Source organism: Tsukamurella pseudospumae (genome assembly GCF_001575195.1).
Taxonomy (GTDB): domain Bacteria; phylum Actinomycetota; class Actinomycetes; order Mycobacteriales; family Mycobacteriaceae; genus Tsukamurella; species Tsukamurella pseudospumae.
Genome location: NZ_LSRF01000001.1, coordinates 853,756 through 866,409 on the forward strand (window position 1 = coordinate 853,756; position 12,654 = coordinate 866,409).

The 12,654-nt window shown below is 71.1% G+C and carries 10 protein-coding genes; 3 read left to right on the plus strand and 7 right to left on the minus strand.

Annotation, left to right across the window (positions count from 1 at the left end; translation table 11 throughout):
• Positions 1 to 14 precede the first annotated feature (14 nt).
• The gene (locus tag AXK60_RS04015) at positions 15 to 1,664 is read right to left on the minus strand and encodes an indolepyruvate oxidoreductase subunit beta family protein (RefSeq protein ID WP_068743200.1); all 1,650 of its coding nucleotides are present in this window, start codon (positions 1,662 to 1,664) and stop codon (positions 15 to 17) included.
• Complete coding sequence (locus AXK60_RS04020; RefSeq protein ID WP_068569725.1) at positions 1,664 to 3,838, minus strand: thiamine pyrophosphate-dependent enzyme; 2,175 nt, start codon at positions 3,836 to 3,838, stop codon at positions 1,664 to 1,666. Before AXK60_RS04020 ends, AXK60_RS04015 begins: the two co-directional genes overlap by 1 nt.
• 164 nt (positions 3,839 to 4,002) lie before the next feature.
• Between AXK60_RS04020 and AXK60_RS04025 the strand changes: the two genes are divergently transcribed.
• The gene (locus AXK60_RS04025) at positions 4,003 to 4,770 is read left to right on the plus strand and encodes a cyclase family protein (RefSeq protein ID WP_068569727.1); all 768 of its coding nucleotides are present in this window, start codon (positions 4,003 to 4,005) and stop codon (positions 4,768 to 4,770) included.
• A gap of 72 nt (positions 4,771 to 4,842) precedes the next feature.
• Here AXK60_RS04025 and AXK60_RS04030 read toward each other — a convergent pair whose 3' ends face one another.
• The 5 genes from AXK60_RS04030 to AXK60_RS04050 are packed head-to-tail and all read right to left on the minus strand — an operon-like array spanning position 4,843 to position 11,158.
• Positions 4,843 to 7,215: a bifunctional salicylyl-CoA 5-hydroxylase/oxidoreductase gene (locus AXK60_RS04030; protein ID WP_068569950.1), complete on the minus strand. Its 2,373-nt coding sequence runs from the start codon at positions 7,213 to 7,215 to the stop codon at positions 4,843 to 4,845.
• Positions 7,216 to 7,248: 33 nt separating this feature from the next.
• Positions 7,249 to 8,904: an AMP-binding protein gene (locus tag AXK60_RS04035; protein WP_068569729.1), complete on the minus strand. Its 1,656-nt coding sequence runs from the start codon at positions 8,902 to 8,904 to the stop codon at positions 7,249 to 7,251.
• A gap of 13 nt (positions 8,905 to 8,917) precedes the next feature.
• Entirely contained in the window at positions 8,918 to 9,832 is a 915-nt protein-coding gene (locus tag AXK60_RS04040) for an acyl-CoA thioesterase (RefSeq protein WP_068569731.1), read from the minus strand.
• Positions 9,829 to 10,296 carry a cupin domain-containing protein gene (locus AXK60_RS04045; protein ID WP_068569732.1) on the minus strand — a complete coding sequence of 156 codons (468 nt, stop codon included), beginning with the start codon at positions 10,294 to 10,296 and terminating at the stop codon, positions 9,829 to 9,831. The genes AXK60_RS04040 and AXK60_RS04045 overlap by 4 nt, the downstream gene beginning before the upstream one ends.
• Positions 10,297 to 10,327: 31 nt before the next feature.
• A complete protein-coding gene (locus AXK60_RS04050) occupies positions 10,328 to 11,158 on the minus strand; it encodes a fumarylacetoacetate hydrolase family protein (RefSeq protein WP_068569733.1) in 831 nt (276 codons plus the stop codon).
• Positions 11,159 to 11,285: 127 nt separating this feature from the next.
• Between AXK60_RS04050 and AXK60_RS04055 the strand changes: the two genes are divergently transcribed.
• The gene (locus tag AXK60_RS04055; RefSeq protein WP_068569734.1) at positions 11,286 to 11,696 is read left to right on the plus strand and encodes a RidA family protein; all 411 of its coding nucleotides are present in this window, start codon (positions 11,286 to 11,288) and stop codon (positions 11,694 to 11,696) included.
• Positions 11,697 to 11,756: 60 nt separating this feature from the next.
• Positions 11,757 to 12,590, plus strand: coding sequence for a PaaX family transcriptional regulator (locus AXK60_RS04060; protein WP_068569735.1), 834 nt, complete (start codon positions 11,757 to 11,759; stop codon positions 12,588 to 12,590).
• The last annotated feature ends 64 nt before the right edge of the window (positions 12,591 to 12,654 follow it).

A 12,654-nucleotide genomic window follows, 5' to 3' on the forward strand; every position in this document is an offset into this window, starting at 1 on the left:
TTCCGACGGTGCCGTCAGGCGGCGGCACCGCGCAGGGCCGCGAGGGCGGTGCCGAGCGCGCCGCCGTCCTCGTCCGCGACAGCGGCGTCCACCAGGCGACGCATCCGGTCGGCGGCGTCGGGCCGCCCCCGGACCAGCTCGAGCCCCTCCATCAGGAGGCCGAAGCTGTCGACGCCGTGGGCGTGGGTCCGCCCGTAGCCCTTGAGGACCCGCGCGGCGACGACCACCTCGGTCGCGAGCGCCGGATCGGTACGGCCGACCGAGGTCACCGTGTCGAGCCAGGTGTCGATGAACACCTGCTCGCGGCCGAAGCGCAGCGACCGCGTGCGCAGCGGACGCATCCGGGCGAGGGTGGACAGCGTGGCGTAACCCCACACCGAGGTGGTGTTGATGACGAAGCCGCGGTGGCACACCGTGTCGACCGCCTTGGCGAAGGCACGGTTGTGTTCCAGCGCCCGGCCGAGCGCGGTGGGTAGGGTGTCCGTGATCTCGTCGACCTGCGGGTGCAGGTACTCGTGCACCCGCATCACCTGCTCGTCGTCGGGCCGCACCTCCGACCGCACCCGGTCCATGCGCCGCCCCCGGACCTTCTGCAGCGCGACGTGCACCGTGTCCTGGTAGCTCATCCAGAGCGCGATGTGCCGGGCCGCCTCGACGGTCAGACGGGCCGCGCCCTCGTGGTCGGCGTCCAGCGCGCTGATCCGAGCCACCCGATCGAGGTAGCGGTCGGCGTACGCGAGGTCCTGGTAGACGGCGGTGCGCTCGAGACCGTGCAGCAGCATCGAGGCGGCCGCGCGGGGGAAGGAGCGGGCGACGCGTCGGGCGCGGTCGGCGAGCGCAGGACCCACCAGTGATTCCGGTGTCCGGACGGCGATCTCGTTCCGTTCCTCCTCGCGCTCGGCCTTGAGCTCCTCCGGTGTCTTGGGTCGCCGAACCTGCAGGGTGAGTGGCACCGGGGTGCTCGCCGGGCGCGGCGCGACGGACGGCGCACCGTCCGACTCGGCCAGGCTCTCCCGCGCACGCTCGTACCCCGCGGCGAACGCGGCCAGCGAGGTCTCCACGCCCTTCCCGCCGCGGCGGATCGCCTCCTCGAAGTCCGCACGGGGGAAGGGCAGGGCGCCGCTGCCGGCGAGGGCGCCGAACAGGGAGGCGCTGATGACGCTGCCGTTGTCCCGAGCGAGGGTGGCGAAATCACCGGCGATGAGGGTCTTCGCCGCGGCGACGGCACCGTCGAGCAGCGCACCCGAGTCGACCCGGCCGTCGTCGAGCGTGGACTTCTCGAGAATGGAGTAGACCCGGTTGAGGGAGGTGATGAGGGTGGTCCGGTCGGGGGTGACGAAGCCGCGCTGTACGGCCCGGCCGGCCTCCATCAGTTCGGAGGCGATGAGCACGTCCACCTCGCCGGGCGTGGGCATCAGCGACAGGATCGGGGTGTCGCGGGCGCGCCCGGTCCCGCTGCGGTGCGCGACGTCCGGCGGGAACAGCTCCGCGTAGTAGACGGTGGCGCCGGTGCGCTGCGCGACGCCGGCGACGGAGGTGTTCTGCGCGGTCCAGCCCTCGTCCTCGCCGAGCGAGACGATCCAGTCGGCGAGGACGCCGCCGCCCTCGCCGCCCATCGCGAGCACCGCGACGGTGATGGGCCGCTGCCCGGTGGTCCAGCTCATCAGAAGGCCTCCGTGGACTCGTAGCGGCCGGCGCGGGATTCGAGCCCGCGGCCGAGGCGCTCCGACACGGCGCCGCGCACGCGGTCGCGGAGCCGGTCGATGCGGGTGGGATTGGTGACGACGTCAGTGCGGTAGAACGACGGGCAGAGCGCGGCTGCGTGCGCGTTGTTGCCGCACACCCCGCACCCGACGCAGGTGTCGGTGACGTGTGCGACGGGATCGGTGCGCATGGGATCGGGGTTCGGCGCGATGGTCAGTGACGGGCAGCCGGAGATCCGCATGCAGGCGTGATCGCCCGTACAGGTCTCGGCGTCCACGCCGAACCGCTGCGTGACGACCCGCTTGCCCGCCTTGACCGCCGCGGCGCGTTCCGGCTTCTCGCGACGCTGCTTGTTGAGCTGGCACTCGCTCTGCGCGACGATGACCTTGGGGCCCTTCTTCGTACTGGTGAGGGCGTCGATGAAGACATCGCGCAGCTTCGCCACATCGAAGGTGTCGGGCATCGTCTTCGCCCACGTCACGCCGACCCCGCGCACCGCCCGCTCGATCGGGTTGTTGGTGCTGCGGTCGGGCAGGATCGCGCGGGAGGAGAGCAGGTCCTGACCGCCGGTGGCGGCGGCGTAGGCGTTGTCCACCACCACGAGCAGCTGGTCGGACTCGTTGAACACGGCGTTGCCGACGCCCGAGGTGAGGCCGTTGTGCCAGAAGCCGCCGTCGCCCATCACCGCGATGCCGCGGCGCCCGGCGTCCTTGCTGCTCAGCGCGGCACCGCCGGCCGAGCCGAGGCCGTAGCCCATCGTGGTCGCCCCCAGGTTGAAGGGCTCGTTGATCGCGAACAGGTGGCAGCCGATGTCGGCGCTCACGTGATGCTCGACGCCGGTCTCCCGTTCGGCGAGCTTGAGCGCCGAGAAGATGGGCCGCTCCGGGCATCCCGTGCACAGGCCGGGCGGCCGCGGCTGCACGGCGCGGCCGTCGACCCGTTCCGTGAACGGACTGCGCGGGTCCCCGACCGGTGCGAGCACCGCCGGGTCACCGGTGACCAGGTCGGGCGCGTACCGCCCCAGGAACGCGGCGACGCCCGCGGTCACCGCGATCGGGGTGTACTCCCCCGCTTTCGGCAGCAGGTCCTTGCCGTGCAGCGCCGTGTCGAGCCCGGCACGGCGCAGGATCGCGTTGAGGTTCTGCTCGATGTAGTCGGGCTGTCCCTCCTCGAGCAGCAGCACCGCGTCCTTGTCGGCGCAGAACTCGACGATCTCCTCGTCGATCACGGGGTAGGTCACGTTCATCACGTACAGCGGGACGGCGGTGTCGCCGAAGGCGTCCGAGCAGCCGAGCAGCTCGAGCGCGCGGTTGAGTGTGTTGTACAGGCCGCCCTGCACGATGAGGCCGATCCGGCCGTCGGCGGGCCCGAAGGTCTCGTTGAGCCGATTCTCGCGGATGTACTCCACGGCCGCGGGCCAGCGGTGGGCGATCTTCTCCTGCTCGTGCAGGAAGCTCGCGGGCGGCAGCACGACACGGCTCACGTCGCGCTGGGGGTTCTCCATCGCCTCCTGCACCGTCATCTGCGGTCGGCGGTTCTCGCGGGTGGTGAAGGTGCCGTGCAGGTGGCACGAGCGCAGCCGCAGCTCGAGCATCACCGGGGTGTTCGACGCCTCCGACAGGGCGAACCCGTGCTCGACGGCGTCGACGATCGCGGTGTGGTCGGGCCGTGGATCCAGCAGCCACATCTGCGATTTCATCGCGAAGGCGTGGGAGCGCTCCTGCATGATCGAGCTGCCCTCGCCGTAGTCCTCGCCCACGATGATGAGGGCGCCACCCGTCACGCCGCCGCTGGAGAGGTTCGCGAGCGCGTCGGAGGCGACGTTGGTGCCCACCGTCGACTTGAAGGTGATCGCGCCGCGGAGCGGGTAGTGCACCGAGGCCGCCAGCATCGCAGCGGCCGTCGCCTCCGAGGCGCTGTTCTCGAAGTACACGCCGTACTCGTCGAGGATCTCGCGAGCGTCGCCGAGGACGTCCATCAGGTGACTGATCGGTGCGCCCTGATAGCCGCCGACGTACGCGACGCCCGACTGGAGGAGGGCCTTCGTCACCGCCAGGATGCCCTCCCCCTCGAACCGGGTACCCGGCTCCTGCCGCAGTTTGAGGACCTCTTTCGCAAAGGAGCGCTCAGCCATGAGCCCACCCGCCTTCCGCTCGCATCACGGGCCGTGTGATGCCATCACGCTAGCGCCGGGCGCGTCCCCGCTGAAGGGTGCGGAGCACAGCCCGCGCCGATCGGGACAGACCGTCGTCGCGATCTGGATAGCCGGGTGCCACCGCACGTCCTACGGTCGGCGTCATGCTCACCGAACTCGCCACCGCCCTGGCCTCTGGAGACGTCCGCGTCATCGACCTGACCACGCCGTTGTCCGCGGACACCCCGACTCTCCGACTGCCGGAGCCCTTCGTCAACCTCATCGACTTCAGCCTGGAGCGCGTCGCCGCCTTCGAGCCGACCGCTCCCGCATGGCAGCACAACAACATCCACACGGGCGAGCACATCGGCACGCACGTGGACGCTCCCTGCCACTGGATCACGGGCCGCGACGGCGCGGACGTGAGCCGGTTGCCGGCGGCCCGGCTCGTCGGTCCGGCGTGCGTGATGGACTTCGCCGAGCGCGCCGCCGCCGATCCCGATTGGCTGCTCGACGTGGCCGATGTCGAGGGGTGGATCGCGGAGCACGGCTCCGTCCCGGAGGGCGCGTGGCTGCTGCTGCGAACTGGCTGGGACCAGTACGGCGGCGACCGGGAGCGCTTCCTGGGGCTCGACGAGAAGGGCTCACACACGCCGGGCATCACCGCGGCCTGCGCGCGCTGGCTCGCGGAACAGGTCCCGATCTCCGGCTTCGGCGTCGAGACGGTCGGCATCGACGCGGGGAACGCGGCTGCGCTCGAACCGCCCTTCCCCGCGCACAACTTCCTGCTCGGCGCCGACAAGTACGGCCTGACGAGTCTGCGGAACCTGGCGCAGCTGCCGCCGCGGGGCGCCGTGATCGTGGTCTCTCCGCTGCCCATCGTCGGCGGCACCGGCTCCCCCGCCCGCGTGTTCGCACTCGTCGAGGGCTGACACAGTCACGCACCGCACCACGAAGAGGGGCGCCACCGATCCGGTGGCGCCCCTTCACCGTGTCGGTGGTGGTCAGTGCACGGCTGATCCAGGCGTCCACCGGACGTGCGCGGGCAGGCCCTGCTCGTCTTCACGCAACAGCGCGAGGCGCGGGCGCACGGCGTCGGTACGGGCGCTCGGCGGCTTGCGGTTGCCCGCCCGGAACTGATCCGGCCACTCCGCTCCCGGGCCGGCGTACTCCTGGTCCGCTGCGGCGTGCAGCGTCCACTGCGGGTCGTAGAGATGAGCACGGCCCAATGCGCACAGGTCGGCACGCCCGGCGAGCAGGATCGAGTTGACGTCGTCGTAGGAGGAGATCGCACCGACGGCGATCACCGTCACCCCGGCGGGTCCGGCGACCTCGTTGCGGATCCGGTCCGCGTACGGCGTCTGATAGCTGCGGCCGAACGCGGGCCGCTCGTGCTTGGCGATCTGGCCGGTGGAGACGTCGATCAGGTCGACGCCGTGCTCGCAGAAGGCGCGGGCGATCTGCAGCGCGTCGTCGATGTCGTTGCCGTCCGGGATCCAGTCGGTCGCGGAGAGCCGCACGGACACCGGACGATCGGCGGGCCACGCGGCGTGGACGGCGTCGAAGACCTCGAGCGGGAACCGCAGCCGGTTCTCGACACTCCCGCCGTACTCGTCGGTGCGGGTGTTGGAGATCGGCGAGAGGAAGGAGGAGATCAGGTAGCCGTGACCGGCGTGGAACTCGAGCAGGTCGAAGCCGGCGTCCGCGCCCCGCCGGGTGGCGGCGGCGAACTCTCCGACCACGCGGTCCATGTCGGCGCGGCTCATCTCCCGGGGCACGGGGCTGTTCGGGCCGTAGGGCAACGCCGACGGTGCCATGACCTCCCAGTTGCCCTCGTCGAGCGGGTCGTCGATGCCCTCCCACATCAGCTTGGTGGAGCCCTTGCGGCCCGAATGTCCGATCTGCAGGCCGATCCTCGCGCCGGAGACCGCGTGCACGGCGTCCACGACGCGGCGCCATCCCTCGTACTGCTCGTCGGTGTACATCCCGGTGCAGCCGGGGGTGATCCTGCCCTCGTCGGAGACGCACACCATCTCGGTCATCACCAGCCCGGCGCCGCCGAGCGCCTTCGAACCCAGGTGCATGAGGTGGAAGTCGTTCGGCACGCCGTCGACGGCGGAGTACATGTCCATGGGCGAGACCACGATCCGGTTCCTCAGGCGCAGGCCGCCGATCGTGACGGGGTGGAACATGGCCGGGGTCTCCGGGCCGGCCTCGGTGTCGGCGCTGAAGGAGCGCAGGACGCGGTCGGCGAAGTCCGCGTCGCGCAGGCGCAGGTTGTCGAACGTGATGCGGCGGCTGCGGGTGAGCAGATTGAAGGTGAACTGCACCTGGTCCTGCTCGCGGTACGTACCGATGGTCTCGAACCATTCGAGCGAGGCCTGCGCCGCGCGCTGCGTGGACTCGACGACGGGGCGCCGCTCCTCCTCGTAGACCTTGAGCGCGGTCCCGAGGTCTCCGTTCTCGTGCAGGCACGCGGCGAGCGAGAGTGCGTCCTCCATCGCGAGTTTCGTGCCCGAACCGATGGAGAAGTGCGCGGTGTGCGCGGCGTCGCCGAGCAGCACCAGGTTCCGGTGCACCCAGCTTGTGTTGCGGACGGTGGTGAAGGTGATCCACTGCGAGTTGTTCGCCAGAACGGTGCTCCCGCCCAGGTACGGCGCGAAGATCTCCGCGATCCGGGCGATGGCGGCGTCGTCGTTCTCGCCGGGCCGGAAGGCCCGGCCCTCCGTGGCGTCGAACCCGGCGCGCCGCCACACGTCCTCGGCCATCTCGACGATGAAGGTACTGCCCTGGTCCGAGTAGGGGTATCCGTGGATCTGCATGACCCCCCACTCGGTGTCCTCCACGATGAAGGTGAACGCCTCGAAGACCTTGTCGGTGCCCAGCCACATGTACTTGCAGCGGCGCCGGTCCAGGTCGGGTTCGAAGCCCTCGGCGAAGCGGTTGCGGGCCGCAGAGTTCAGCCCGTCGGCGGCGAGGACCAGGTCGTGGGTCGCCATCAGTTCCTCGACGTCCGGGGCGGACGTGGCGAACCGCACGTCCACGCCGAGGTCGAGGCACCGGCGCTGCAGCAGCGCGAGCAGGTCGTGCCGGTTCATCGCGGCGAACCCCTGGCCGCCGACGGTGTTGCGGCGGCCGCGGTAGTGCACGTCGATGTCGGTCCAGCGGGCGAAGTGGGACTCCATCTGCCCGTAGATCACCGGGTCGGCGTTCTCGATACCGCCGAGGGTCTCGTCCGAGAAGACGACGCCGAACCCGAACGTGTCCTCCGCCCGGTTGCGCTCGAAGACGGTGACCTCGTGTCGGGGGTCGAGCTGCTTCATCAGGGCGGAGAAGTAGAGGCCGCCGGGGCCGCCGCCGATCACTGCGATCTTCATGATGGTCATCCTTCGTGCTGAGTGGGGCGTCGGTCAGCCGCGGACGGCGGCCGCGGCCTCGCGGGCCAGTTGTTCGCGGAGTCGGAAGTGCTGGAGTTTGCCCGACGGGTTGCGCGGCAGCGCATCCACGAACCGGACATCGCGCGGATACTTGTAGGGAGCGAGGCGGGCCTTGACTCCGTCCTGAATGCGGCGCACCATCTCGGGGCCCGCATCAGTGCCAACGCGGAGCACTACGAAGGCACAGACCACGGCGCCGCGCTCGGGGTCGGGCCGGCCGACGACGGCGGCCTCCACCACGGCACCGTCGGCACAGATCGCGGCCTCGACCTCGGGGCCGCCGATGTTGTACCCGGACGAGACGATCATCGAATCGGACCGAGCCTGGAAGCGGAAGGCCCCGTCGGGGTCGCGGACGACGGTGTCGCCGGTGACGTTCCACCCGGTCACGACGTAGCCGAGCTGTCGGTCGTCGTCGAGGTATCGGCAGCCGGTGGGGCCGATGACGGCGAGCCGTCCGGCGGTCCCGGCGCCGACCTCCGCACCGTCCGGGCCGAGGACCGTGGCGCGGTAGCCCGGGACGGGCGTACCGAGCACGCCGGCGACGGTGCGCCCGGGCGCGGTCGAGAGGAAGACGTGCAGCAGCTCGGTGCACCCGATGCCGTTGACGAGCTCGATACCGCATTCCTCGCGGACCAGGTCGAAGGTCTCCTCGGGCAGGTCCTCGCCGGCGGACACGCCGACCCGCACGCCGCGCAGCAGCTCCGCCCCGCCGCCCCGGATGATCGCGCGGTACGCGGTCGGGGCCGTGAACAGCACCGTCACGCCGTGCGTGGCGACGACCTCGGCCAGCTGCAGCGGTGTCGCCCGCTCCGTGAGCACCGTCGAGGCCCCGAACCGCAGGGGGAAGACCACGAGCCCGCCGAGGCCGAAGGTGAAGGCGAGCGGCGGCGAGCCGGCGAACACGTCGTCAGGGCTCGGCGCCAGGACGTGCCGCGCGAAGGTATCGGCGTTGGCGAGCACGTCGCGGTGGAAGTGCATGGTGATCTTGGGCCGCCCCGTACTACCCGAGGTCGGACAGAGCAGGGCCACGTCGTCGGCCGCCGTCTCGACGGGGGTGAAGACGCCGTCGTGCCGCGCAGCGCGCGCCTCGAGGCGGTCGACACCGTCGCCCCCGATGAGCACGAGCCCGGCGCCGGAGCCGTTGCGCTCCAGGGCCTCCGCGAGATCGGCTGCCACCGCGGCGCCGCTCAGGCAGACGGTGGGCCCGGTGCGCTCGATCAGGTCCTCCAGCTCGGCGGGGCGGAGCATCGGCATCGTCGTCACGAGCACGGCGCCGGCCTTGAGCGCACCGAGCCACGCGGCGACGAGCCACGGCGTGTTGCCCTCGCGCAGCAGCACCCGGTTGCCCGGGCGGACGCCGAGGTCGTCGACGAGCACCTGTGCGATGCGGTCGGACTGCAGGCGCAGGTCCGCGTAGGTCCACAGCAGCCCGTCCGGCGTGCGGATCGCGGGCCGGTCGCCGTACCGCTGCGCACCCTCGTCGATCAGGGCGACGGCGGCGTTGAGCCGGACGGGGTACTGCAGCTCCGGCAGGCTGAATTCGAGTGTCGGCCACTGCTCTCGCGGCGGAAGGTGGTCACGCGCGAAGGTGTCCTCGTGCGCGCTCGCCGACGGTGTCGTCGTCATCGCGTTCCCTCCGTCACTGCGCGAGCAGGCCCTCCTGGCACACGGTGGCCAGGTGGGTGCCCTTCCGGTCGTGGAAGCGGCCGGTGTTGAGGCCGCGGGAGGATCCGACGTTGATCGATTCCTGGGAGTAGAGCACCCAGTCGTCGAGGCGGGCCGGGCGATGGAACCACATGGCGTGATCGAGGCTGGCGGTGCGCAGCCCGTCGTCGGACCAGGAGGCGCCCAGCGCCCGCAGCGAGGGCTCGAGGATCGTGTAGTCGCAGCAGTACGCGAGCGCGACGTCGTGCACGGTCCGGTCGTCGGGCAGGTCGGAGAAGGCCTTGATCCACACCGCCTGTCGCGGCAGGCGCTCGCGATCACCGGGCAGGTAGATCGGGTCCGGCACGTGCCGCATCTCGAAACTGCGCCCGTGCGACCAGTAGTCGGCGTCGGCACCGTCGCGGCCGGCCAACGCCTCTGCGGAAGCGGGGAGGCTCTCGGGATCCGGTACCCCGACGAGGCCCTCGGCCGCGGCCGCGCCGAGCAGCGGCGCACCCGGGATCTCCGCACCGTCCGCGGCCGTGGCGAAGGACGCGTAGCAGGTGTAGATCACCTTGCCGCCCTGCAGTCCGCGGACGTGCCGGGTGGCGTATCCCCGTCCGTCGCGCAGGATCTCGACCTCGTACCGGACGTCACCGCCGATCTCGGCGGGACGCAGGAAGTAGCTGTGCGCGGAGTGCACCGCCTTGTCCGGGACGGTGGCGCACGCCGCAGCGACCGCCTGGGCGACCATGTCACCGCCGTAGGCCTTGGGCCACGGGACGTACTGGGTCGTCGCGGTGAAGACGCGGTGTCCGTCGGGCGCGTCGTCCTGCTCGGTCAGGCGAACGGCGTCGAGGAAGCGGGTGGAGTCGGCGACGTTGGTGTCGAATCCGTTCACGGTGCTCATGCGCGGCGGTACCCCTCGAGGGCGGCGTCGTCGACCTCGTCGAGGTTGACGACGATGTTCTCCGGGGTGCGGCAGGTGAGCCACACCAGGTCCTCGGTGACGGACATGTTGGCTTCGACGTGCGGCATGTACGGCGGCACGAAGACCCAATCACCCTCGGTCATGTCGGTGTACTGGGAGTAGTTCTCGCCGTAGTAGATACGACCGTGACCGGAGAGCACGAAGCCGCCGGTCTCCGCCTCGCCGTGGTGGTGCGGGAGGGAGCGGTAGCCGGGCTTGTTGCGCACCTGTCCGTACCAGAGCTTCGTGGCGGGGGTGTGCTGGATGCTGACGCCGGAGACGCGGACGCAGTCGCCGGACTGCGCGGTGTCGGTGCTCTCCTCGCCGTGGCGGGTGATCACAGGGACATCGCCGGTGGGGAGCTCGGCGGGGTTCGGGGTCGCTGAGGACGTCGAAGGGGACATGGGTTCGCCTTCCTGGTGATGGTTGATGTGGTCAGGATCGGATACGGATGGTGTTGCGCAGGAGCCCGATCCCCGAGACCTCGGTCTCGAGAACCTGGCCGTCGGCGAGGAAGCGCTGCGGGTCTCGGCCCGCGCCGACACCGGCGGGAGTGCCGGTGAGCACGAGATCACCGGGGCGCAGCCGGGTGAACATCGAGGCGTGGTGCAGCAGTTCGGCGGGCGGGAAGAGCAGGTCGTCGAGCGGGGCGTGCTGCACCGTCTCGCCGTCGACCCGGCAGGTGACCGTGTGCTCGGCGGGGTCGAAGGCATCCGCGGTCACCACGACGGGGCCCACGGGAGTGGTCGCGTCCCACGCCTTCCCGGACAACCACTGGGTGGTGGCCCACTGCCGGTCGCGGAGCGAGAGGTCGTTGCTCACGGTGTAGCCGGCGATCGCGTCGGCGCACTCCGCCACCGACGCGCGACGCAGGTCCGCGCCGACCACCACGGCGAGTTCGGCCTCCCAGTCCAACTGCGCGGTGTCTCCGGGTTCGAGGTCGAGATCCGCGGCAGGGCCGGTCAGCGTGTCGGCCCACTTGGCGAAGAAGGTGGGAACAGCGGGCACTCCGCGGCCCATCTCCTCGATGTGCGCACGGAAGTTCAGGCCGCAACACAGGACCTTGGCGGGCGTGCGGATCGGCGCGACGATGCCGGCCGACTCCGGCACGGGCTCCCCCTGCTCCGCCGCCCGGCGGGCCGTGTCGCGCCAATCCGCCTGGCGCAGCAGATCGTCGACGCTCGCCGCGCCGGTGCACCGCGGACCGGATCCGCTGTCGGCGGTCGCGACGGTTCGGCCGTCGAGCTGATGGGTTGCGAGCCTCACGAGAGGGCCTCCGAAAGTTCTATGTAGCCTTTCTGACGTCCGTCAGATAGGCTGAATGTAGCACGGATCACACGGTCGGACCAGACCCTGCACAGCACCGATCCGCCACCGTCCGAGAGGAATCCCCATGCCCGCCAAGGTCACCGTCAACCCGCCACAGCTCGCCGTTCCCCGCGGCTTCGCCCACGGCACCCGCGTGGGCGACACCCTGCACCTCGGGGGGCAGACCGCCATGGACGCCGAGGGCAGGATCGTTCCGGGCGGCATCGTCGAGCAGTTCCGGCGCGCCTTCTCCAACGTGCTCGCCACGGTGGCCGAAGCGGGTGGCACGCCCGACGACCTGGTGTCGGTGACGATCTACCTCACCGATGTCCAGGACTACCAGCGCAACGGCAGGGAGATCGGCCGGATCTGGCGCGAGCTCGCCGGCGATCACTACCCCGCCATGGCCGGGATCGGGATCAGCGAGCTGTGGCAGCCCGAGGCGATGATCGAGATCTCGGGCATCGCGGAGATCGGGTCCGGCGCGCGGGAGTAGCCTCCTGCAGAGCCGGTACGGTTCGCCGCACCGCCCGCCGACGAAGGGAGCCGCAGGCCGATGACGGACGCAGTTCGCTCGCAGCCGCTGGTCCGCGACCTCATCGTCTCGTTGTTCGGGCTGTACGGCCGCGGCACCGAACCCCTGCCGATCTCGCAGATCATCGCCCTGATCGGCACCGCGGGACCCGACGAGCAGTCGGTGCGCTCGAGCGTCTCCCGGATGAAGTCCCGCGGCCTGCTCGACGCCGGGACACCCGGGTACTACCGACTTGCGGGCCTGCGCACCGCCGCCTTCGAAGCGGGCGACACCCGCATCTTCGGCGACCACCCGTACGACCCCACCGCCCCGTGGTCGCTCGCCGTCTTCTCGGTGCCCGAATCACAACGCGCCCGCCGTGTGTTGCTCAAGAAGACCCTGAGCGAGATGGGGTTCGGGGTCGTCGGGGCCAGCGTGTACATCGCCCCGTCCGGCATCGGCGACGAGGCGCGGGCGAGGCTGGCCCTGCTCGCCCTGGACGGATACGTCGAGTGGTTCGACCTGCACCCGCCGTCCGTCGAACGGCTCCGCACCGAGGCGGAGCAGTGGTGGGACCTCGACGCGATCGCCGACGAGTACCGCGGCTTCCTCACCGAGTTCCGGACGGTCCGCGACCGGTGGGCCGGGGAGGCACCGTCGGGCCCCGAGCAGGATGCGGACGCCTTCGCGGACCACCTCCGCCTGGTGACCGCGTGGCGCGACCTCCCCTACCGGGACCCCGGCCTGCCGGTCGAGGCACTGCCCGCGGACTGGCCCGGCACCGATGCGCGGGCCCTGTTCCTGCACCTGCGCGGCGCCCTGGCCGGACCCGCGGCCAGGTTCGCGGGACACCCCGATCTGGAGCGCCGCCACTGACCGTGCGAGGAGTCCGCGGCCATACCACGCATTGGTAGGATCACTACCCAGCCACCGCCGATCA